Origin of the sequence: Halorubrum saccharovorum DSM 1137 (genome assembly GCF_000337915.1) — an archaeon.
Lineage (GTDB): Archaea > Halobacteriota > Halobacteria > Halobacteriales > Haloferacaceae > Halorubrum > Halorubrum saccharovorum.
Map to the genome: position 1 here is coordinate 153640 of NZ_AOJE01000021.1, position 24191 is coordinate 177830.

The 24191-nt window shown below is 62.5% G+C and carries 11 protein-coding genes and 2 pseudogenes; 9 read left to right on the forward strand and 4 right to left on the reverse strand.

The genetic code is table 11. The features are described from left to right. Positions 1–44 precede the first annotated feature (44 nt). The 8 genes from C471_RS07455 to C471_RS07490 all read left to right on the forward strand — a co-directional run bounded on the left by C471_RS07455 (position 45) and on the right by C471_RS07490 (position 18287). Positions 45–1040 carry a hypothetical protein gene (locus C471_RS07455; RefSeq protein WP_004047668.1) on the forward strand — a complete coding sequence of 332 codons (996 nt, stop codon included), beginning with the start codon at positions 45–47 and terminating at the stop codon, positions 1038–1040. A gap of 183 nt (positions 1041–1223) precedes the next feature. Next, positions 1224–2591, forward strand: coding sequence for a hypothetical protein (locus C471_RS07460; RefSeq protein WP_049909075.1), 1368 nt, complete (start codon positions 1224–1226; stop codon positions 2589–2591). A 75-nt stretch (positions 2592–2666) separates the two neighbouring features. Next, complete coding sequence (gene pglX, locus C471_RS07465) at positions 2667–6875, forward strand: BREX-5 system adenine-specific DNA-methyltransferase PglX (RefSeq protein WP_004047674.1); 4209 nt, start codon at positions 2667–2669, stop codon at positions 6873–6875. Positions 6876–6877: 2 nt separating this feature from the next. Continuing rightward, the gene (gene pglZ / locus C471_RS07470; protein WP_004047675.1) at positions 6878–9043 is read left to right on the forward strand and encodes a BREX-5 system phosphatase PglZ; all 2166 of its coding nucleotides are present in this window, start codon (positions 6878–6880) and stop codon (positions 9041–9043) included. A gap of 74 nt (positions 9044–9117) precedes the next feature. Beyond that, positions 9118–13440 carry a BREX-5 system adenine-specific DNA-methyltransferase PglX gene (gene pglX, locus C471_RS07475; RefSeq protein WP_049909076.1) on the forward strand — a complete coding sequence of 1441 codons (4323 nt, stop codon included), beginning with the start codon at positions 9118–9120 and terminating at the stop codon, positions 13438–13440. 94 nt (positions 13441–13534) lie between these two features. Beyond that, positions 13535–16450 carry a helicase-related protein gene (locus C471_RS07480; protein ID WP_004047678.1) on the forward strand — a complete coding sequence of 972 codons (2916 nt, stop codon included), beginning with the start codon at positions 13535–13537 and terminating at the stop codon, positions 16448–16450. Between the two features lie 654 nt (positions 16451–17104). Continuing rightward, on the forward strand, positions 17105–17518 hold the full coding sequence (locus C471_RS07485) for a type IV pilin (RefSeq protein ID WP_049909077.1): 414 nt from the start codon (positions 17105–17107) through the stop codon (positions 17516–17518). 346 nt (positions 17519–17864) lie between these two features. Then, complete coding sequence (locus C471_RS07490; protein WP_049909079.1) at positions 17865–18287, forward strand: type IV pilin; 423 nt, start codon at positions 17865–17867, stop codon at positions 18285–18287. A 36-nt stretch (positions 18288–18323) separates the two neighbouring features. Here the strand turns inward: C471_RS07490 and C471_RS18425 are convergent. Both C471_RS18425 and C471_RS07500 read right to left on the reverse strand, forming a co-directional pair. Then, positions 18324–18970, reverse strand: a pseudogene (locus tag C471_RS18425) (IS6 family transposase). Positions 18971–19170: 200 nt separating this feature from the next. After that, positions 19171–20856, reverse strand: a complete 1686-nt coding sequence (locus C471_RS07500) for a multicopper oxidase family protein (RefSeq protein ID WP_004047690.1) — start codon at positions 20854–20856, stop codon at positions 19171–19173. Positions 20857–21471: 615 nt separating this feature from the next. On the opposite strand from C471_RS07500, the gene C471_RS07505 reads away from it, so the two are divergent. Further along, positions 21472–21831, forward strand: coding sequence for a hypothetical protein (locus C471_RS07505; protein WP_152421831.1), 360 nt, complete (start codon positions 21472–21474; stop codon positions 21829–21831). A gap of 65 nt (positions 21832–21896) precedes the next feature. On the opposite strand, the gene C471_RS17365 is transcribed toward C471_RS07505, so the two are convergent. Together C471_RS17365 and C471_RS17370 are read right to left on the reverse strand one after the other, a co-directional pair. After that, the gene (locus C471_RS17365) at positions 21897–23936 is read right to left on the reverse strand and encodes a PKD domain-containing protein (RefSeq protein WP_160163129.1); all 2040 of its coding nucleotides are present in this window, start codon (positions 23934–23936) and stop codon (positions 21897–21899) included. 66 nt (positions 23937–24002) lie between these two features. Next, positions 24003–24191, reverse strand: a pseudogene (locus C471_RS17370) (hypothetical protein); the annotation flags it as partial.

Here is a 24191-nt window from a genome sequence, read left to right on the forward strand (position 1 = left end):
CGTGACAGGAAACGGCTTTGTGGCGAGTGTGAGTTGGAGCCGGTGTGACCAACCCGCTCTTTTCGACGTACACGCAGGGCGAGAACCGCGTCACGTCGACCCTGCTCGCGGTGCTCGAACACGTCAACAGTCGGCTGGGGGAGGACATCCTGGAGGCGCTCGTCGACGAGTCCGACCTCTCGCTCGTCGCGTTCGACAATCAGGTGACCGGCGTGGAGTCCGTCCCCGACGCGGCGATTCGCGGATCGACCGCCCTCTGGTTCGAAACGAAGACGAGACGGAACGCCGTTCGGCGGGGGCAACTGGAAGGCCACCTCACGGCCCTCGATCGAGACCCGGCAGACCTCCAACGCCTGATCGTGCTCACGCCCGACGAGCGCGTCCCCGACGAGGTCCGGGCGATCGACGACGATCGGCTCGTGTGGGCGAGCTTCGACACGCTCGTCGGCACCGTCGAATCGGTGCTGGAACGCGACGTCGGGAGCGCCGAGGCGAGCATGTACGTCCCGACCGAGCGCGAGGCGTTCCTGCTGCGCGAGCTGACGCGGTTCGTCTACGACGAGGAGCTCGTGAGCGGGAGGGAGGACCGCGTCCTGGTCGTCGGCGCGCGGCGCGCGTGGGACGAGTACCGCGACTACGACCACTACTTCTGTCAGCCGAACCGGTCGTTCAAACCCGTCTCGCACCTCGCCTTCTACAAGGACGGCGAGATCAAGCCGGACGTGCCCCGGGTGACGGGGGGCGTCGAGAGCGTCACCCTCACCGAGGAGGCGGTTCGCGACCATCCGGAGCTCTCGCACGACCACGAGCGGTCCCTGCTCGACGCGGTCGAGAGGATGCGGAACGACGGGTCGGAACGGTACGGAGACACCCAGAAAGTCCTGTTCCTCGAACCGGACCTCGAACTGGATCGGGCGGTCCGGAACGACAAGACGGCCAGCGACTCGAACCGGACGGTCGCGTTCGTGCAGGGTCACCGGTACGTCTCGCTGTCGACGCTGCGGGACGGTCCACAATATACGACTATTCTGGAGGACTAACCCCCCCAATTTATTACTCCAGTCAGCCAATATTTAGGTATGAGTGCGAAGGGACAACTCCAGCGATTCGAAAATCGGGCGCAGTTACTGCGTCATATCGCTGACGAGACCGGCACCGATATCGATACGCTCTGGGATGAATACGAATCCCAGATTGAATAGTACGATACAGTCTCTTTGCCTGTGACTGACGGTTCGGACCTAGACCTTTCTTTTACTATCGAAGCAGAGTCCGCTTCCCTGAGACCGATCGGTGAATTCCGCGTTTTCGATATTGAGGGCCCCGTTGTCTTCGTCGGTGATGCTGCCTATCGGTCTGAAGACTTGCGAGAACTCGAGGTCTCAGACGTTCGTGCAGCACTCGAAGCGTTATCTGCCGATGAGGATTTCCAGACTATCGTGGATAGTTGTCCCACGAACACACCTCTCGTTTACGATGATATTGATTATCTAACTCGCCATCTCCCGACACATGCTCTGGATAAATGTGATAAACTGAGTCGAAGGGAACCGTTCTCGAAGGAATTAATTCTCCTTGTTGCATACGTTGAACGCCAGAATTCACTCATCGGCCATTCAGACAACGTTCTTGAATACTACCTCGACCAACGCGAGGAGATCGTAACGAAACTCAACTCAAATTCAGAAGTCGACGGTGAAATTGAGCGCTCCTTCTTTTCATACCTCCTGCTTGCATCTGCACTCATCGAAGAACTCGCCACCGAAACCGTCCTTAACGAATTCTTCCGAGAGGAGGCTCGCCTCAATACTACCTCTGAACTGGTTCGCAGTATGGGTCACGCAAAGCGTCTGGAGAAACTGTGTGACATTCAGATTCTGAGTGACGGTGACCACAGCGAACTGGTGGACGTGAAGGAACGACGGAACAATCTCGTTCACGACGCACAGAAACGGGCGGGTCTCAACGAACTCGAATCACGGAGAGAAGTCGGTCAGGTCCTCGAAAAGACTGATCGGTGTGCAGCGGTCCTCCTCTCAGTCTCGGGGAAAGACATCGAATCGATAATCGCTCGTCGAGGCACGGTTATATACGTCAATCACGCCCAACGAGATGCGATTGAGGACACAATAACGACGTGGGACCGCGAGCGAGAGCGGGAACTACGAATCTTGCGAAGATGTCGAAGGGCCACGCTCGGGGATCTTCGCTGGGATGTCGAATCGAGTACCACCAGACAGTATGACGTCACCGAAGGGTTCGATTTTGACGGATTCGAAGACGAAGGAGTCTACCAAGTGCTCATGGAGTTCCTGCGGGATGCCTCCGATGCGTTCCTAGACCGGATTGACGCCGACGCGAACGAGAGTAACCTAGACAGGTTCGACTTTGCACTGCTGACGCTCCTTTGCGCTGGACACAGTTACGAAGACATCGCTCGATGGCTGAATACGGACCCGAAATACGTCCAGCGGAAAGAGAATGTCATCGCGTGGAGGGCCTCGGAGTTCGAGAAGACGCGAGTCGGGACGATTCCCCGGCCAGACAAGCCCGTCTGGTCTGTTACGGACGCAACACCGAACCTCCGCTGAACGACCGCGATCGGCGGCATCTCGCCAACATTAAAGAGGCTCGTGAGAGTCGAGTGGAGCATACGTACCTCCCCAATGGCAAGCGATTCTCTCTCTCAGCGGACGGCCCAACTGGACAAGGCGGAGCGCGAGCACCTCGAAGACGTGGTCGCCGAGATGCGCGAGCGCGTCGAAGACAACGTCGCGTTCCAGCTCACCCGGAACGGACTCGACGACGAGCCCGACGACCGCGACGCGCTCGACGAGGACACCAAACGACTCGTCGAGGCGATCCGGCTCGAAGCCGTCGACGGCGAGGACTGGACGGAGGCGGTCGACCAGTACGTCACCGGCGTCGGCTACACCGTCGTCAACCGCCTCGCCGCGCTGCGCTGTATGGAAGTCCGGGAGTTCGTCGACGAGGAGGTCACCGTCTTCAAGCAGAACGGGCTGACGCCCGCCGCCGAGACGCTCGTTCACGAGGAGTTCCTCTTGGAGGAGGAGGCGATTCTGGCGGCCTACCACAACGCCTGCGACGACCTGGCCGAGGAGATCGAGATCCTCTTCGACCGGTCGTCGGCCTACAGCCTGATCGACCCCGACGACGACACCTTCGCGGAACTCTGCGAGATGCTCGATGCGGTCCCCGACGCGGTGTGGCGCGCCGACGACGTGCTCGGCTGGGTGTACGAGTACTACAACCGTCCCGTCGTCGAGGCGCTCGACGCGAAGAACACCCTCGAACCGGCGGACGTGGGGCCCGCCAACCAGTTCTACACGCCCCACTGGGTCGTGCGCATGCTCGCGGACAACTCGCTCGGGAAGCTCTACCTCGAAGCGACCGACCGGGCGGACGCCGTCCCGGCGCCCGACGCCCTCGCTCCCGAGGAGCGCAAGGACCGCCTCGTCACGCCCGAGGACGCCCCCGGCGTCCCCGAGCTCTGCACCTACCTCATTCCGGACGAGGAGCCCGGCGACGCCCCCGAGTTCGACCACCCGCGCGACCTGCGCGTCATCGATCCGGCCTGCGGCAGCGGGCACTTCCTCCTCTACGCGTTCGACATCCTGGAGCGCATCTGGTGGGCCGAGACCGATCTGGACCGCGCGGAGATCCCCGCGAAAATCCTCGAACACAACCTCCACGGCGTCGACATCGATCTGCGCTCCTGTCAGCTCTCGGCGTTCAACCTCTACCTGAAGGCTCGCACGCGGGCCGAGGCGGAGGGCGGCGACTTCGAGATGCCCAACGTCGGGATCGTCTGCGCGGACGCCCGCGTCGCCGAGGTCGAGGAGGCGACCGACGTGCTCGACGCGATCACGGGCGAGGGGACGGACCTGCGGGAGGCCATCGACGACGTGATCGAGACGTTCCAGCACACCGAGGCGCTCGGGAGCCTGCTCGACGTGAGCGGGACCCTCGAAGCGGCGTTCGACGCCGGCAAGACGCAGACCGAACTCGGCGACTACAACCAGGGAGCGCATCAGTCGCTCAACTCCTTTTTAAAGGCGCTTCGCCGAGCCGTCGACGACCAAACGGGCGACTCGTTCGGCGAGCAGAACCTCCGGAGTTTCCTCCACCTGCTGGTGGTGCTGACGCAGGAGTACGATACGGCGCTGATGAATCCGCCGTACGGGATGAGAGGCCGAATGCCTGATGATGTTCAGGAGTACGTCACTGAGCAGTACGATTACTATCCGGAGTACTACGTCAACTTCTTCGAGGCGTGCGAACGGCTCTCGAAGTCAGACGGCCGGATCGGGATGTTGATTCCGTGGTCCTTCATGTTCCGAAAAGTCTTTGAGGAATTTCGGACGGATTTCGTCAGCGAAGACCGGAATTTCGATTTCCTTGCGGAGTTCGGCTACGACATCCTCGACAACGCGACCGTCGGAACAGTCGGAACCGTTCTCCGGGTTGGAACCGCCGGAAACGAGGAGGGGACGTTCATCCGTCTTCACGATGTCGCTAAAGGAGAGAAAGAGGGGAAGTTCCTCTCCGCATCCTTCGAGAACGCGATGGACGGTAAGGTACAGCGGCGCTTCACCAGAGACACGTCAGAGTTTTCGTTGATACCCGGCGCATCGGTGTCGTATTGGGTTCCGAAGAAGCTCCGAGAGCTGTACACAGCGGAAACGTTGCTGGACGCAGACAACGCAGAGATGCCAGATAGGGACAGTGTGGGAGTTGTCAAGCAGGGTCTGGCGACGGGGAACGATGACCGCTTCTTCCGACAGTTCTGGGAGTCGGAGCAGGCCTCAGAACAATTCCCGCCGATCTCGAAGGGAGGAAGCGACGCGTGGTTGCTTCCGCGGATTAGCAGAACCGTTCTCTGGGAGAACGACGGCCAAGAGGTGAAGCGGTACAGTGGATCACGTCCCCAGAACACTCAATTCTACTTCAGTGAGGGCGTGACATTTAACAGCCGAAAACGGAGCGGGCGGAACTTCGGCTATATGCATTCCCAATCAGTCTTTTCCCACGTCGGGACGGCTATTTTCCCCGACGATCTGACGGCGTGGCCCCTAATTGCGTATCTCAACAGTCGGCTGATGACCTACCTGAAACTGGCACAGACGTTCGAACGCAAGTGGGAGGTGAGCACTGTCGCACGCCTTCCAGTGATCGACGCCGTCTTCGAAAACGAAGAAGAGCTTGCAGAGGCGGCAAAAGAGCAGGTCGCTAACGTCGTATCCAAGCGAACTCTCGATTTCACTTCTCCACACTTTTCAGGAACGATGGTCGCTCAGATGGCTGGATATAGTTCCACGGTAGCTTACGATCATCCACACAGGACGATCTTAGACGATGTTCCGTGGACTCAGCCGCCGCAGGTGGATCCGGATGTGAGCTTGGAGGAAATGGCCGATCTGGCAGAAAAACACCTCCAAGAGATTGACAGCGATCTCGAACAGGTTTCGCGACAGACTGATGAAATGCTGTTTGATTATGTTGGCCTCACCGAGGAACAGCAAACTGACGTGTTACAGGAGGTGAGTCTCCGAACGATCGACGATCCGCTTGGTGATAGAGCAGAGATCGACGCCTCCGAATCTTCAGCGATTTCGGCAGAGGAGTTGGCCAAGGACTTCATTCTCCAGTTGACGATGGAGATCGTTAGCGAGTCCGACGACGGCATCATCCCCATCACCGACATCGACGGCGAAGAGGACCTCCTCACCCGCATCGAGGCCGAGTTCGAGCGCGTCTGGGGCGACCACGCCGCCGCCCGCCTCGCCGAAGTCGACGAGGTGCTCGGCAGCCGAAGCGCCGCCGAGGAGGCGTACCCCAACCTCCGAGCCTGGCTCGAAGACGACCTCTTCGACTACCACGTCTCGACGTTCGATCGAACCCCGATCGTCTGGCGGTTCACCACCGAGCGCCTCGTCTCGGACCCCGAGGGCGAGGGCTTCGGCTGTCTGGTCGACTACCACCGCATCGACGCGGGGCTGTTCGACCGCCTGCGGAACCGCTACCTCGAACCGCGGAAGGGCCTGCTGCGCGAGCGCCGATCGGCCGCGAACCGCCGCCGGAGCGACGAGTCGCTGTCGGCGAGCGAGCAGGCCGACGCCGCCGAGGCGTACGCCCGGTGCGAGAGCGGGCTCGAACAGATAACGGTGTTCGAGGACCGACTCGCGACGCTGGCGCAGTCCGACCCCCGATCGCTGTCGGCGGCGACGCGAGAGACCGCCGCGGCGGCCGCCGAGCGCGTCGCCGAGTTCCGCGAGCGAACTGAGGAACGCCTCGAAACCGTCGACGAACTCGCCGCGATGGACGACGTCGACCTCGGCGAGCTGTTCACCGAGAACTTCTACGAGAAGGTCGAGGGGCGACGCGAGGAGTGGATCGACGCGCTGGACGACCTCGAAGCCGCGTTCGACGCCTACGCGGCGGACGCGGATCGGCCGGTGGCGGCGCACCGCTACGACCTGTTCGACTACTACACCGAGGACCTCCTCGGGAGTTCGCACTTCGCGAGCAACGGCATCCTCTACGTGACCTACTACTTCGACAAGCTCGAACGGGCCGATCAGGCCCGCCTCGACGGCGGCGGCGTCTCGCGGAAACGGCGGCTGATCTCGTCGCTCGCGAGCGATCTGGACGCGTACGTCGACCTCGGCGAGTCCGTCGCCGACGACTGCGCGGCGGTCTCGTCGGAGATATCCTCCGACTGGGGCGACCGCGCGCTCGCGGAGGTCACGACCGCCGGCTACCGGCCGACCCGCAAACACGGCGTCGAGATCAACATCGCGCCGCTGGCCGACGCCGAGATCGTGCCGAAGACCGTCGACGAACGGGTGCTGTGACCATGCCCGCGACCAAGACCCTCCCGCAGTGCGCCGAGGACGCCATCGAGACCGCGATCGACGAGGCGGCCGACGACGATCCGGTCGTGCTCTGGTGGGACGACGGCGGCTACCTCCGCGAGGTCGTCGAGAACGCGAGCCGCTCGCTGGGCTGCGCGTTCCGCGCGGCCGAGGGGACCCCCCTGGAGCTCCGCGCCGAGGCGCCCCGCGACCGCACCGTCTGGTACGTCCCGCAGGCGCGCGGCGACGACGTGGACTGGTTCAGAGACGTCGAACACACCGGCGGCGTCGTCGAGGGGCACATCGGTAAGCTCGCGGCGCGCTGCTTCGAGAACGACCGCCTCCAGGCCGCCTCGATCCGCACAGCCTACGAGGAGTCCGCCGAGGGCGACCGCGAGCAGGTCGCGACGACGCTCTTCCGAGCGCTCAACGGCGAGGGCGGTCTCCCGACGCTTCGGGGGCTCCAGACGAAGATCGTCCTCGACGGCCACGACGACCCGGTGCAGTTCGTCCTCGAACACGGCGCCGAGAACCTCCCCGACGACCCCGACGACCTCCTGCAGATCCGCGACCTGCTGGTCGACGACGGCGTCGCGGCCGTCGCGGGCGTCACCGACGAGGACGAGCTCGTGACGCGGACGCGCCGCTGGGCGGTCGCCGAGTGGCTCGTCGAGGAGGGGCTCGACGAGTCGCTGCTCGACGCCGACTACCGACCCGATCCCGGGTCGGGGCTGGGCATCTCCCGGCCCGAGCTCCAGTCGCTGCTGAGCAAGGTCGACACCGGGCGCGCCGGAGAGCTGGCGAGCGTCTACCTCGACCCCGACGCCCGCTTCTGGCACGACGTGTTGCGAACCTACGACGACCCGTGGGAGCTCGCCGACTGCCCGGTCGACGCCTCGCTCGAACACGAGCTGTGGGACGACTGGACGCGCTCCTTCCGCGAGGGCGCGTACGAGACGTGCGCGGCCCGGGCGTCGACGCGCCACCGGCGGCTGGAGACGGTCTACGGCGACGTCCCGTGGACGCGCGTCTGGGAGCAGGCCGTCGAGGTCGCCAACCTCGGGCACGAGCTCGAAACGTGGGAAGAGCGCGGCGACACGACCGACGTCGTCGACCTCTACGGCGACGTCGAGGACGGGACCTGGCAGATCGACAACGCCGTCTACAACCTCATCGTCTCGGGCGACCCCGAGGCCGCCCTTCCCGAAGAGCATCCCGCGACGGCGACGCTCGGCGACCTGCGGGCGTCGCTGACCGAGTCGCGCTATCTCGACTACCTCAGCGACCTCGGCGACCTCGTCGCCGACCAGATCGAGGGGGGCTCGCCGTTCGCCGGCGAAAACCACGCCCACCAGTTCTTCGATCAGGAGCAAGAGCACCTCCAGAGCGGACAGAGCGTGGCGCTGTTCGTCGTCGACGCGCTGCGCTTCGACCTCGCACACGAGCTGGCCGAGTCCGTCCGCCGCGAACTCCCGGGCCTCGAAGTCGACGAGACACCCTGGGTCGGAACGCTCCCCTCGGACACCGAGTTCGGAAAGGCGGCGCTCACGCCCGGCAGCACGTTCAGTTTCAACGTCGAGCTCGACGACGGGGAGCTCGTCCCCCAGCGCAACGGCCGCGCGATCGACAACCGCCAGCGCGAGAAGCTGTTGCGGGAGGACGGCTGGAGCTACATCATGCAGAGCGAGGACGACGCGTCGGGCTGGAGCAGCACCCGCGTCGCCTACTACTGGAACGACCTCGACAAGGCCGGCGAGGAGGAGCTGACCGACTTCGAGGCCGTGTTCAGCGACCGGATCGAGACGATCTCGGATATCATCTGCGAGAAGATCGACCGGGGCGAGTGGGACCGGGCGTACATCCTCGCCGATCACGGTTTCGTCTCCCTCCCGCAAAGCGTCGACATCGACGACATCCACCCGCCGGACGAGGCCGAGAAAGTGACCCGCCGGTGGGTCGCCGGCGAGGACCTCGACGCGGACGCGCCGGGCGTCCTCCTCGACGAGAACGCGCACCTCGGCTACCTCGACGACGACACGAGGATCAGCGCCCTCGCGGACCCGATCCAGCGCTTCCGCAATCAGGGGCTCCCCGACGCCCGCTTCTACCACGGCGGCGTCCTCCCCCAGGAGTTCGTGCTGAACTTCGTCACGATCACGCAGGAGTGACTCCGCCTCTCCCGGGCCCGCTTCGGCAAGGTTGATATGACGGGGGGCGGTCCTAACACACAATTCTCAGCCTCATGTCAGGCGATTCCCTCTCCCAGCGGCAGGCGCAGTTGGACAAGGCGGAGCGCGAACACCTCGAGGACGTGGTCGCCGAGATGCGCGAGCGCGTCGAGGACAACGTCGCGTTCCAGCTCACCCGGAACGGACTCGACGACGAGCCCGACGATGTCGACGCGCTCGACGAGGACACCAAACGGCTCGTCGAGGCGATCCGGCTCGAAGCCGTCGACGGCGAGACGTGGGACGAGGCGGTCGACCAGTACGTCACGGGGGTCGGCTACACCATCGTCAACCGCCTCGCCGCGCTGCGCTGTATGGAGGTCCGGAGCTTCGTCGACGAGGAGGTCACCGTCTTCAAGCAGAACGGGCTGACCCCCGCCGCCGAGACGCTCGTTCACGAGGAGTTCCTCTTGGAAGAGGAGGCCATCCTCGAAGCGTATCACGACGCCTGCGACGACCTGGCCGAGGAGATCGAGATCCTCTTCGACCGGTCGTCCGCGTACAGCCTGATCGACCCCGACGACGACACCTTCGAGGCGCTCTGCGGGATGCTCGATTCGGTCCCCGACGCGGTGTGGCGCGCCGACGACGTGCTCGGCTGGGTGTACGAGTACTACAACGTCGACCTGCTCGACGACCTGCGTCGCAAGGGCGACCGCGAGGGGCTCGAACCCGAGGACGTGCCGCCGGCGAACCAGTTCTACACGCCCCACTGGGTCGTGCGCATGCTCACCGACAACTCGCTCGGGAAGCTCTACCTCGAACACACGGGCGAGCTACAGGAGGTCGTCGACACGCAGGAGGCGTTCTCGCCGGACGAGCGGAAGAACCGCCCCCTGTCACCGGACGAGTCGCCCGATATCGCCGATTTCTGCACCTACCTCGTGCCGAGCGAGGAGGAGGGCGAGCCGACCGACTTCGATCACCCCGAGGAGCTTCGCGTGATCGATCCGGCCTGCGGCAGCGGGCACTTCCTCCTCTACGCCTTCGACGTGCTCGAACGCATCTGGCGCGCCGAGACCGACCTCCCCGACGAGCAGATTCCCCGGAAGATCCTCGAACACAACCTCTACGGCGTCGACCTCGACATGCGCGCGTGTCAGCTCTCGGCGTTCAACCTCTACCTGAAGGGTCGCACTCGCGCGGAGGCCGAGGGCGCCGACGGCTTCGACATGCCCGAGGTCGGGATCGTGTGTGCCGACGCGAGTGTCGCCGAGGTCGACGGCGTCGAGGCGGTGTTCGACGAGGTCGCCGGCGACGATCCCGAGGTCGCGCAGGCGCTCGATCGCATCCTCGACGCCTTCGAGGAGGTTCACGGGCTCGGGAGCCTGCTCGACGTGCGCGGGACGCTCGGCGACCTGTTCGAGGACGACGCCGAGGTCGGCGGCACGCAACTCACGCTCGGCGACGACCCCCGCGAGAGCCACACCCTCGGGCAGGTGCTCCACAGTCTGCGGGAGGCGGTAGAGGAACACCGCGAAACCGACTCGTTCCTCGCGCAGGACCTCCGGAGTTTCGTGCGACTGCTGGACATTCTGGCGCAGGATTACGACGTGGCGCTGATGAATCCGCCGTATGGGTCTCGGAATCGGATGCCGGAAAGCGTGAAAGGGTACATCCGGGAACACTACGACTATCCCGCAGAGTTCTACGTCAATTTCTTCGAAGTTTGCGAGAACATCACTTCCTCTGGCGGCCGTATCGGGATGCTAGTGCCCCAATCCTTTATGCTAAAGAACAAATTCCGAGAGTTCAGGAAGGATTTCATAAACGGTAATAATAACTTCGACTTCTTGGCAGAGTTTGGGTTAGGTATTCTGGACAACGCGACAGTCAGGACCGCGGCAACGGTCACTCGATCAGGTGTTGAGCAATCAGATCCGACGGGGTACTTCCTACGCCTGCATGACCTTCCATCTCACGAGAAGGAGAGTGTATTCAACGATCTAATCACTGGTGCCGAAACTGATGTTACGCGGACCTTCGAGGTTCCACTTAGCGAATTCGCAGATATTCCCGGACATACAATATGCTACTCGACTCCTTCGGAGGTTCGAGAGCTACATGACTCTGAGCTAAAGCTTGACGCCGAGCAGGCCGACATCGAAGGAGAATCTGTCGGCGTCGCTCGTCAAGGAGTGGCTACCGCGGATAACGATCGATTTCTCCGTTTTCACTGGGAATCGTCGGGGCTTAGCGATTATGAGCCCATCGCAAGCGGTGGTAAGGATGCTTGGGTTGCGCCATTGATCTCCGAAACTGTGGAATGGGGAGACAACGGCGAACGAATAAAACGTTCCAGTCAAACGATCCGAACTCCCAATGAATCGCTATACGGGAAGGAGGGTCTGACGTGGACGAGAGTGAAGAAAACCGGGCGAAGATTTGGTTACTATCCTGGTGGACTGTTCAGTGACACGGGGTACCTCTTCGTGCCCGACGAAGAGTATTCGCCGTGGGAGATTATGTCGGTAGTGAACTCGACGCTATACCACTCGTTATTCTTGTCTCTTAGTACAGAGAGAAACTGGAACTCCGGAGACGTTGGAAGAATGCCGTGGTTCAGGAAGTTCGAGAATACTTCTGGCCTCAAAGAGGTGGCAAAAGACCAGTATAAAACGATGATTGAGAGATATCACTCTGATCCAGCCAGTCCATACTACGTCGGGCCAGAGATGCTCCCCCAGGATGTGGCAGATGAATTTTCGTACTCTCATCCACATACTTCAGTGATAGTCGATGGAGTGTCTCCTGAGTACGGAGTCACTGACCCGAGCCAGCCGATTAGCGCTCTTGCGAGAGAGTCTAAACAAAAAGATATCTCTCGGCGGAAGGAACTACTGGAATCTTTTGCAAAAATAAATAAAATCGTGTACGATGCCGTCGATATTTCCAAAGACACGAGGGAAGAGATACTTGAAGAGGTCTATCTGCGAACGTTAGAGTCCCCCGAAGATCGCGAAGTGCCCGATCCTGAATCGGTCCCCGAAGTTCCCGACAACATCGACGAGCAGGTCAAGGACCTCGTCCATCACTTCGCGATGGAGGCCGTCCGCGAGGAGGACGACGGGATCGTTCCGGTGTATGAGACCGACGACCAGCCCGACATGCTCGATCGGATCGTCGAGCGCTTCGAGGACGCCTACGGCGAGCACGCCGCCGATCGGCTGATCGAGGTCGACGAGATCCTCGGGACCGAGTCCGCCAGCGAGGAGGCGTACCCCAACCTCCGGGCGTTCGTCGCCGAGGACCTCTTCGACTACCACGTCGATCGCATGGCGAACACGCCGATCGTCTGGCGGTTCACCACCGAGCGCCTCGTCTCCGACTCGACCGGCGAGGGCTTCGCCTGCTTCGTCGACTACCACGGCATCGACGCCGGGCTGTTCGACCGCCTCTCGAACCGCTACCTCGAACCGCGGAAGGCCGACCTGCGCGAGCGCCGGTCGGCGGCCAACCGCCGCCGGAGCGACGACTCGCTGTCGGCGAGCGAGCAGGCCGACGCCGCGGAGCGGTACGAGCGCTGCGCGAGCGGCCTCGACCAGATCGCCGTCTTCGAAGACGTGCTCCAGGAGTTGGGCAGCACCGACGAGCGCGACTTCGACGACGAGGACCGCGAGCGCGTCGCGGACCTGGCCCCGAAGGTCGCCGCCTTCCGCGAGGAGACCCGCCAGCGCGTCGAGACGCTTGCTGACCTGCGCGAGCGCAAGAGCGACGAGTGGTTCCGAGAGACGTTCTCGAACAACTTCTGGAACGCCGTCGACGAGTGGCGCGACGAGTGGCTCGACGCCCTCGCCGACCTCGAACGCGCCTGCGAGGCGTACGGCCGACCCAGCGACGAGCCGGTCGAAGCGCACCTCGCCGACCTGTTCGACTACTTCTCCTGGCGGCTCAAGGGCTCGGACCACTACTCCAGTACGGGCATCCTCTTTCTGACCTACTACTTCGAGCGCGAGGGCGCCGCCCTCCTCGACGACGAGGGGCACCCGCACGACAACCTGACCGCGGACGAGCGCCTGCTCGCCTCGCTCGCGACCGGCCTCGACGACCCGAGCGTCGTCGACCGGGAGTACCTGGAGGCGATGGCCGACGCGGAGGGCGTCGAGAGCGCCGCCGACCTCCCGCCGCTGGCCGAGTTCAAGGCGCTCGCCGAGGAGATCGACGACCGCTGCCAGGCCGTGGACGAGCGGGTCCCCTCGGACTGGGCCGACCGCGCGCTCGCGGAGGTCACGACCGCCGGCTACCGACCGAACCGCAAACACGGCGTCGAGATCAACATCTCGCCGCTCGCCGACGCCGAGATCGTGCCGAAGACCGTCGACGACCAGGTGTTGTAACGACCGGATCCTCCACTCTCCCAGATACCTCAGATACCCCAGATACCCCAGATACCCCAGATACCCCAGATACCCCAGATACCTCAGATCACCCATGTCACCGACACCAGATCTCGCCCCCGGCGACGCGATCACGCTCAACGGCACCCCGGCGGAAGTCATCACGACGGACGCCGTCGGCGACCTCGACTACCTCCGAGCGTACGTCGAGGGCGACGGCGTGAAGACGGTCTGTCTCGACGACGTCGAGGTCGAGCCGACGCGCGACCGGCTCGCCGCCCTCTCGCCGGCGGCGGCCGATCAGCTGCACCCGGACCACGAGGCGGTCTCGGCCGAGTGGTTCGACCTGCGCTCGCAGGCGCTTCGACTGCAGATCGCCCACGAGCAGGGCCAACTGCTGAGCATCTCGAACTCGCTGGTCCGGCTCGAACCCTACCAGCTCGCCGCGGTCAACTGGGTGATGCAGAAGCTCCGGCAGCGCGCCCTCATCGCCGACGACGTCGGCCTCGGGAAGACCATCGAAGCGGGGCTCATCCTCAAGGAACTCACCGCCCGGAATCGCGCCGACCGCGTCCTGTTCGTCGTTCCCGCCCACCTCCAGAAGAAGTGGATCCGCGACATGGACCGCTTCTTCGACATCGACCTCACGCCCGCCGACAGGCAGTGGGTCGAGGGAGAGCGCCGGCGACTCGGCGAGGCGGCCAACATTTGGGACCAAGACCACCAGCAGATGGTCGCGAGTCAGGCCTTCCTCCGACAGGACGAGTTCCGCTCGGCCCTCGAGGAAGCGTTCTGGGACGTGGCGATAGTCGACGAGGCGCACAAGGCCGCCAAACGGGGCGAGTCCCCCAGTAAGACGTCGAAGATGGTCGAACGGGTCGCCGGCAACTCCGACTCCCTGCTGCTGCTCAGCGCGACGCCACACGACGGGAAGGGCGAGGCGTTCCGCTCGCTCGTCGAGTACATCGATCCCTTCCTCGTCGCCGAGGACCGAGACCTCTCGAAGGAGGCCGTCGATCGCGTGATGATTCGTCGCGGGAAGCAGACGCTGTACGACGACGACGGCGAACGCATTTTCCCAGACCGTGAGGTCAACACCGTTCCCGTGGAGATGACCCACGACGAGCGGCAGTTCTATCGGGCGGTTACCGACTACGTCCAGAACGTCTACAACCGCTCCGAGAAGCTGAACGAGCCCGCGGTCGGGTTCGCGATGGCGCTCATGCAGAAACGGCTGGTCAGCAGTATCGGCGCCATTCGGGCGACGCTGAGCCGTCGCTTGGGCGACCTCGTCGACGAGCAGTCGACCTCCACGAGCCTCTCGGAGGAGGCCGCCGCGTATCTCGACGGCGAGGACCTCGACGAGGAGGACAAACAACGAGCCGAGGAGGAACTCTCGGCGCTGACCGTCACCGAGAGCGACGCGCAACTCGAAGAGGAGATCGAGACGCTTCGCGATCTGGTCGCGCTGGCCGAGGGCATCTCCGTCGACTCGAAGGCCCAGAAGGTGCGTCGCTACATCCAACAGCTCTTAGAGGAGCAACCCGACGAGAAACTGCTCCTGTTCACCGAGTACCGCGACACGCTCGATTACCTCCTGGAGTTGGTGAAAGACGAACCGTGGGCCGACGAGATCCTCGTCATCCACGGCGACGTCGACAAGGAGGAACGCGCCCGCATCGAAGACGAGTTCAACCACGGCCAGTCCCGGCTGCTCTTCGCGACCGACGCCGCGAGCGAGGGGATCGACCTCCAGCACAGCTGCCACATCATGGTGAACTACGAGCTGCCGTGGAACCCGAACCGACTCGAACAGCGCATCGGTCGCCTCCACCGCTACGGACAGGACAAGGAGGTCAACGTCTGGAACTTCACGTTCGACGATACGCGCGAGGGCGAGATCTTCGACATGCTCCAGACCAAGGTCGAGGCCATCCGCGGCAAGCTCGGCAACACGGCCGACGTGCTGGGGATGCTCGACGACATCGACGTCGACTCGCTCATCATGGAGTCGCTCCGGGACGACGAACCTGCGAGCGCGACCACCGAGGAACTCGAGGCGCTCATCGACGAGCGCCAACGCACGCTCCAGGAGTGGTACGAACGCAGCCTCATCGACACGAGCACGTTCGACCAGAAGAGCCGAGAGAGGATCCGGGAGGTCATGGACGAGTCCGAGGACGTCTACGGGACGGAGGCCGACATCCACGAGTTCGTGGAGCGCGGCGTCGAGGCGCTCGGTGGCGACGTCGAGAAAGCCGGGAGCAGTCTCTACAGGGCCCGGCTCCCCCGCTCGCTTCGGCAGGGAACGGACGAGGAGTACGGGCCGTTCACGTTCAGTCGAGAGTTCGCGATGGACCACGACGGCATCGACTACGTGTCGCCGGACGACGAGCTGGTCCAGCGACTCATGCAGCAAATCCTGGACAGCGAGCACGGCGGTGCCGGACTGAAGCTCCTCCCGTTCGTTGACGAGCCGGGCATCGCGTACAATTACCGCGTGACGTTCGAGGACGGAACGGGCGACGTCATCCGCGAAGAGATGATCCCCGTGTACGTGGATTCCCGCCACCGAGACCCTCGACAGCGACTGGGCCGGCGCGTTGTCCACGGGGACAGCGTCAGCGGATCGCCCGACACAGACCGTGTTCGGGCACTGATTCAACAGCGGGATCGGCTGCGGACAGCGGCTGATCGCTACATCAGCCAGCGGGTCGCCTCCCTGAGAGCGGAGCTACACGAACGGCGCCGAGAGGAGACCCAACAAGAACTCGATGACCTAGAGGCGTACGCAGAAGCCGAACGACAGCGCATCGAGGAGTTCATCGAGGAGTACGAGCGGAAGGCGGAGGCCGGGTCGAATATGGACATCGCCATTCGGGGCCAACAGGAGCGGCTGACCAAGCTCGAACAGCGGATCGAGGACCGACGGGAGGAATTACAGCGGAAGGCGCAGGTCATCTCACTCGCGCCCGAAGTCGAGAATATCTGCCTGTCGCTCCCGGTCTGATCGCGGCGGGTTCACGGTCAGTCGATCGGGACGGGGAACCTGTCGCCCGGCGAGATTAGCGGTCGACCAGAAGGTGCGTCGTCGGTGTTCCGGTGTCGTCGATGTTCCGGTGTCGTCGATGTTCCGGTGTCGTCGATGTTCCGGTGTCGTCGATGTTCCGGTGTCGTTCAACTCGCGGTGCCGGACGTAGATCCGCACGAGCGGCCCCCGGACCGACCCCAGGAGCGTCCCGTCACAGGTGGCGCGTATCGGTCGTGCGGCCGGACGTATCGGCGTTGCGGGTGCAGGTCTCCGCGCCGACGCGCTCGAACGCGTCGCGGATCCCCGCGGCACTCACCCGCCCGCCCGGCGTCACTGCGGGAACGTCGCTCGCAGTGACAGTGCCCCCGACGGCGGGGGCGTGCGCAAACGACTGTGGGTCCGAGAACGAGATCCCGCCGAGAGCTCATTGGTCGTGAGACACACACCGATGGAGTTGAAGTCAGCTGTCAAATTGTCTTTATTGATATTTGCGCCAGTAACTACATAAGGAAGTGTGACTTCCTTTCGAGCAACCAGCAACCGATCGGAACGGGCTTGGGGTTGTCTCCGGCGTCGAGAACCGCGCCTGAGTGTCCCGAACCCTCGTTCATCGGTGGCCGCTGGGTTCAAACTATGAAACCAAGCAACCAATCCAACGCGGAGGACCGGGCAGTGAGTCCCGTCATCGGCGTCATCCTCATGGTCGCGATCACCGTCATCCTGGCGGCCGTTATCGGGACGTTCGTTCTCGGACTCGGCGATCAGCTAGGCGATACCGCGCCGCAGGCGAGCTTCACGATTGACGGAAACAATTCGACTCACGTCAACATAACCAAAACCGGCGGGCAATCGATTGAAGCGTCCGATCTCACGATTTCGATTGACGGTGAGAGAGGGACCGATGGCTTTGGTTCTGGACCGTGGCAGAGTGGTGAACAGAAGAGCGTTAACGTCTCCAGTATCGCTCCGGCCGGAGAGGCCGAAGTTCGGATAATTCACGATCCGAGTGGCAGCGCGATCTTCCAAGACACGTACGACTTCAGCTGATCCTGTAGCTCTTTTTCCTCTCCGCCGGCTGTCCGACTTTTGTCCGCTACCGCAGCCCAAGCAAACCGGAGTTATCTTCTCCAACCGGTCCGGGTACGTGCGATCGCTGTAGGTCAAGGAGAGAGATCGCGCTGGGAGATCCGTCTCGCAGATCACGTGTCGACGGATCCGGCGTTATCCGGCAGATTGTCTCAACTGATATTCGCGCCAGTAACTACATAAGGGAGCGGGACCTTTTTTCAGACAACCAGCAACCGACCGAAACAGGATCGGGGTTGTCTCCGAGGTCACTTACGGCACTGAGTGCCCCGAAATCACGTTCATCGGTGGCCGCTGGGTTCAAACTATGAAACCAAGCAACCAATCCAACGCAGAGGACCGAGCAGTGAGTCCCGTTATCGGCGTCATCCTCATGGTCGCGATCACCGTCATCCTGGCGGCCGTTATCGGGACGTTCGTTCTCGGACTCGGCGATCAGCTAGGCGAAACTGCACCGCAAGCGAGCTTCACGGTTGAGGAAGTGAATAGCAGTAATGGAAACATCACTTTCGTCAAAACCGGCGGTCAAACGGTCGCTGCCGGCGATCTCTCGTTATCGATTGACGGGGATCTATACGAAGGGGCGTTCCCGGACGGAGACTGGCAAAGTGGGCAACAGAAGATAGGGAACTACACCGATGACGCTTACACTGGTGAGCAGACAGTCAGGATCATTCACGATCCGAGTGGCAGCGCGATCTTCGAAGAGAGCGTTGATTTCGGCAGCTGATAGCTCACAAGCTGCCATTTTAGACACAGGGTCGTGTTAAGTGTGACGTGAAGTGTGGTAGACGACGACTGCTTCGAGCCAGTTTTGAGCTGTCTCTAGCGCGACATTTCTGAAACTATTCGAAATCGAAGATGTTCGTCGTTCTATTTCTCAAAATATACGTTCGATTGCATTCCGATTTCCAGGTTGAATGACTTGAAATCGATGGCCGTCTTCAGCGAGAACTAATCCGAGATCGTCTGCGTCATCGACGAGAAATACCACGTCGTTCAGCTGATAGCGCCGGTGTATCTCGGTCAGAAACCATCGCGTCATCTGTTTATTTGCGGTCGGATAGTGGCTCACGTGAAGGATCTCGTTCGTCTGTGGATCAACCGCGCCGTACAGCCAGAGCTTCTGATCACGGAGGCGGATCATCTTTGCGTCAACCGCAAGTTGATCCTCGGAGACGGTTGAGATCGGCTGTAGATCGGCCTCATGGACCCAGTTATGGATCGCGACGTGACTTCTCTGATCCCGAACCATTCAATATTCTTACTTACCTTATGCAGTGATATATTGGCCAAGTGAAAGCAATTTCCTACTTCAATTGCCCAGCGCGTGGTTCGATCACGCTCCACAAACGACAAGTCGATCCACGCGGTACCTTCGCTGAGGCGTCGAAATCTGTCATAGACACTCAGAAATCGTCCGACTCATCCTCTGAGTTAACGCGACCGAAAGTTCTAACGGCTACTATAGGTCGCCCTACTCTGACGGGCTCGACCGTCTCCTCGTGACCCACACCGTTCGTGAGAGTCCAGAGACTGCGATCAGCTCGCCACGGTCACGCCGCGAATCGTCGATCGCTCTGTGAGCGGTAATCGGAGCCACAAAACGGCGGCTACTCGAAGATCGGGCCGCCGTCACTGCGGTTGTCGTCGTCTGTCGGGAACGTGCACCTCTCGTCGTCCTCACCATCGTCTCCGTCGTCGTCTTCACCGTCGTCTTTATCCGGCAGCACCCGGAGCGGGCGCATCATGTCGTGGTCCTCGTGTTCGAGCATGTGGCAGTGCCACATATACCAGCCAGTCTGGTCGTTGAAGAGTCCCTCGTACTCCCCGAAGTGGACGATGATGTGCGTGACCTGCCCGGGGTCGACGGTGACGACGTCGTTCCAGCCCCGTTCTCCCTGCTTCGGCGGTGAGAGCGTCTCCGGGTCGATAGAGTCCGCTTCGGGATCGAAGTCGCCGTAGGATTGGTGACCGAGCACCTGGAAGTGGACGAGGTGGAGATGGACGGGATGAGACATCGCAGTGCGGTTAACGATGCTCCAGATCTCCGTCGTTCCTTTCCGCGGCGTCTCGGTTGCGGCGTCGTAGAGCCGATTGCCCAGTGGCTCCTCCCCGGTCCCGAGGAGGTGTAGCTGCCGCCCGTTCTCGTCTGTCTGAGTCGCCAGGGTGACGTGACGGTTCCTGTCCGCCGATTCGACCGGGATGTCGGGAACGCGACCGAGTGAGTTCGGTACCTGACTCGTGTCGTCCCCGCCAGAAGTGTTCTGGACGTCGACGAGTAGAACCTCCGGGAGCGGTTCGACTCCGTCGTCGGTTCCGACCGATCCGCGGAACTCCGCGGGCGCGTCGTTGTGAAGGAGGAGTGTCGAGCCTGCATAGTCGGCGAAGTCGACGACGACGTCGGCACGGGCGCTCGATCCAAGCTGCAGGCGGTCCTCAACCTGTCGGGGTTGTGCGAGGAGTCCCCCGTCGTTGCCGACGAGGGTGAGAGCTGGACCGTCTTCCCCCGTTGTCCCCGTCGCTTCGTCGTACTCGACGAGCTTGAGGCTGTAGAAGCGGCTGTTCGACCCATTGAGCAACCGGAGTCGATACGACCGAGGCTCGACGGTCAATCGCGGCCACGCCTTTCCGTTGACGACGGACGTGTCGCCGTAGAACTGCGGCACGATACTCGGGTCGGGGCCGGAACCGCCACCATCAGTCGGCCCTGTCGGATAGAAGAGGCTCCCGTCCTCTTCGAACGTCCTGTCCTGCAGGACGAGCGGGATCTCGTACTCGCCCTCGGGGAGACCGAGTTCGTCCTCCCGATCAGACCTAAGCAAATAAAAGCCAGCGAGCCCAGCGTAAACGTTCAGTCGGGTGATCCCGAGCGAGTGGTCGTGGTACCAGAGCGTCGCGGCCGGCTGATCGTTGACGTAGTAGTAGTCTTTCTTCTCGAACTTCGGCCCCGTCTCCTCGAAGTCCCGCGTGAACCACGCCAGTGGCTTTCCGTCGCTGGTGTGCTCGACGTTTCCACCGTGGAGGTGCGTGACGACCCTGGTCCCGGTCGAGTCGTACGGAACCATATCACTGTGGATGGTCGTGTCCACGGGGAGGAGATGCTCGTCGGGCAACTTGTTCTTCCACCGGACGTAAACCGGTTCCCCTCGCCGTGCTTCGATGGTGGGGCCGGGATACTGGCCGTCGTATCCCCAGACTGTCGTCGGGGGCAGGTCCCGGTGAAGGGTTTGCTGGACCTCCCGTATGTCGACCTCGTAGTAGGGCTGGCCGTCTTTCGTCCCCGTCGGCTCGATCACGCCGGGGCGCGGAACCTCGTCGACCCACTTCTCAAGACCGGGTGACGAAACCGCGGCCTGCCCAGCCTGAACTGCGCTGGTCTCGCTGCGTGCGGAGTTCGACTGTCCCGACACGGTGTTCCCTGCGTAACCGCCCAAGCCAATCGCGCCCAGAGCTCGTATCAGGCTCCGGCGGGGAACGAGCGACGATCGAGATCTTCCGGTGGTGCCCTCTACTCCGTCCGTTCGTGGATTATCTCGTGGCATGTGTGTTCCTGTATCGGTGGGTTAGCGTCGCGTAGCCCCCGTCACCTCACGGATGGCTACCAGTAGCCGATCACAGACTGCACAGTAGTGATCGATGTACAGACAATATGGATTAATGCATTTAACACTTTATGCAGTCGGAAGCAGGTCGACTGCAGACGCCGTTCGGTCGCCCGCTAGACGGCAATTCGGGTGGCCAGCCGATGACGACTCTAGCAACCCCCTGTTCGACTGTCTCGGCCATCGTTCCGGCAAGGGGTCACTGGTCAATCGGGCCGATCCAAAAGGACGGAGGATGAGTATCCGGACGCGACGAAAGCGGAACTGGCCGACAGGCTCAGTTGCTCACACGAAGAGATGTTACGGACAGTGGACTCGATCTCCACTTTCGAGTGGGACCGCCGACAGGAAATAGTTCGGCAGTTCTTCAACGACCAGCACAATCGTGACGGCGAGCGGGAGGTTGTCGACAGCTTCATTCAGGAGTTGGCCGCGAAGGCCGACGACGGCGTGGTGGGTGAGGGGAGCGAGATACCCTACGAGTCGCTATCTCCGTTGGGGTTCGAGCGCTGTGAGAGTATCCAGGATAAGGACTCTCTGGTCTTCGTAAACCTCGTAGACGATGTACCCGACGAGGGAGACGGGCGTGATCCGTGCGCAGTAACGGAGATCTGCTGTCACCGTTGTGACGTTCGGCTCTACGTGTCTCCCGATTCGATGTCAGTGTGAAGCTTGCGGCAGAAAGCGGCGAGTGTCCACGACAGCGCGATGGGGGGGGAAGAAGCTCGTTTCCGTCAGACCACCTCGATATTGCCGGCCATAGTGACCTGGTGAGGTTCGCAGACATACTCTGCCATCTCACTACTGGCCGTGAACGTCAGCCACTGACCGTCGCCGGGGTCGCTCGTTCGCTGGGTCTGGAGGTCGCCGACGACGTTGCCATCCCCGTCGCGGATGGCGATGTTGTGGCCGAACCCGTCACCTTCCGTCCAGCCGATCTTGTACGTCTCGCCCTCCTGGAGAGTCAGTGTCGGGTTGGTGTCTCCCTCGATCGAGCTCGGAGCGATACCCACCCACCCGCCGATCTGTCCGCGGAATTCGAACGTCGGCGGACCCGCGTCCTCCACGGTGATCGTCTGCGTGGCGGTGGCGGTGGCTCCGACGTCGTCGGTGACGGTTAGTGTCACGTCGTACTCGCCGGCGGAGTCGTAGGAGTGATCCACGGACTGTCCGGTTGCCGACGAACCGTCGCCGAACGTCCACTCGTAACTCTCGATCGACCCGTCGGGGTCGGACGAGTTCGAAGCGTCGAGCGTCACCACGTCGCCCGGTGCGACGGACGTCGACGACGCCGTGAAATCCGCCGTCGGCGACTCGTTGGCGTCTACGGTGATCGTCTGCGTAGCGGTGGCGGTGGATCCGCCGTCGTCGGTGACGGTCAGTGTCACGTCGTACTGGCCGGCGGAGCCGTAGGAGTGATCCACGGACTGTCCGGTTGCCGACGAACCGTCGCCGAACGTCCACCCGTAACTCTCGATCGACCCGTCGGGGTCGGACGAGTTCGAGGCGTCGAGCGTCACCACGTCGCCCGGTGCGACGGACGTCGACGACGCCGTGAACTCCGCCGTCGGCGACTCGTTGCCGCCACCGGAGCCTTCGGCGAGCGTCAGCGACCCGAGCGAACTCACCGACTTGTCGCTGCTGATCGCCGGGAGCGCCCATTCGAGGACGCCATCGCGACCGTCGTCGTCGCTCTCGTTGACGAGGACGCTGAACGGGAACGAATCGCCTGGTCCCTTGCTCTCGGCGAACAGAGCCTCCCAGGGAACCGCCGCGTCGTAGGTCGTCGTAGACCCGGAACGCGACGTGGTAGCGTCGATGGCGTCGGTCCTAGACTGGGCGTTGCCGTCGATCCAGCGGTGGACAGACGTGCTGCCGTCGACGCGGCTGAGACCGTACTCTGGGCCGTACGTGTCGCCGCTACCGACGGCCCACTGGATGCTGTCTGCCTGCCACATGTCGACGCCACTGATCGCCGTGTGCGTGTCGTCGGTCACCTCAACGGTGAGGTAGAGCGCGTCCGCATCGTAGCCGAGGTAGACGTCGGCCGAGAGGTCGTCCGGACCGCTCGGGTCGCTGTCGCCGTCGACATCGTCGAACACGTCACCTTCGGGTTCCAGCGTGAAGGCGGGTTCCTCGGCCGTGCCGCCACCCGTCTGCTGGACGGTGTACTCGGTCGGCGTGGGTTCGATGCCGCTACCGACGTCGATGGAGCCGTTCTGGGACTCGGAGTGAGGCCCGGAGTAGTAGGTTGCCATCTCCTCAGTGGCAGTGAACTCGACGGATTGTGTGGCTCCTTCTTCGGAGACGGTCTCGGAGCTGACGAGTTCGTTTCCGTCGGCGTCGGCGATGACGAAATTGTGGTCCTCGCCGTCGGTGTTGGTCCACTCGACCGTGTAGGTCTCTCCCGCGGTCAACTCCAGAGTCGGATTGGTCAGGTCGGCGATGGAGTCCGGCGAAACCCCCATCCAGACGTGCATGCCGCCAACGATATTACAAACTTCCTCGGACGGTCCGCGCATGACCCCGCCCTCGCCGTCCTCCCAGGCGAACTCCCAGCGACCGCGGCCACTGCTGGTATCGATCGTCACTGCCTCTAGCTCGATGACGTTTCCACTGTCCTCCTGAGCACTGGTGAGGCCGGCCAGACCGCTCAGTGCAGCCGCGCCAGCACCAGTCGCCTGCAGGAACTGACGACGGTTAGTCGGGAACCTCGGATTCCGATCCCCATAGTCGTCAGCCGGTACGTCGTGGTCGCGATTGTCAGATGTCATTTCTATCTCACTCCGTTCGAGACGCTTGTTAGGTACTGATCGAATCGTTCTCTGGAAAGGGCACGATCAGGAGTCATTCGTTTCGTTACTGCTGATCGCATCGTCAACGGTCCCGTTCTCAACAGTCTCGTTGTCGCCGGTACTGGTTTCCTCGTCCTCGGAGTCGTCGTCAGCATCGTCGTCGAGAGTTTCGATGTCCTCGTCTACTTCGGCGCCGGCGTCGGTGTCGCCGGAGGCGTCGGCGCTGGCCTGTTC

Excerpts from the sequence above, each read along its gene's own strand:
- pglX (WP_004047674.1), top strand. The coding sequence starts at position 2,667 with ATGGCAAGCGATTCTCTCTCTCAGCGGACGGCCCAACTGGACAAGGCG.
- pglZ (WP_004047675.1), top strand. The coding sequence starts at position 6,878 with ATGCCCGCGACCAAGACCCTCCCGCAGTGCGCCGAGGACGCCATCGAG.
- pglX (WP_049909076.1), top strand. The coding sequence starts at position 9,118 with ATGTCAGGCGATTCCCTCTCCCAGCGGCAGGCGCAGTTGGACAAGGCG.
- C471_RS07480 (WP_004047678.1), top strand. The coding sequence starts at position 13,535 with ATGTCACCGACACCAGATCTCGCCCCCGGCGACGCGATCACGCTCAAC.
- C471_RS07485 (WP_049909077.1), top strand. The coding sequence starts at position 17,105 with ATGAAACCAAGCAACCAATCCAACGCGGAGGACCGGGCAGTGAGTCCC.
- C471_RS07490 (WP_049909079.1), top strand. The coding sequence starts at position 17,865 with ATGAAACCAAGCAACCAATCCAACGCAGAGGACCGAGCAGTGAGTCCC.
- C471_RS17365 (WP_160163129.1), bottom strand. The coding sequence starts at position 23,936 with ATGACATCTGACAATCGCGACCACGACGTACCGGCTGACGACTATGGG.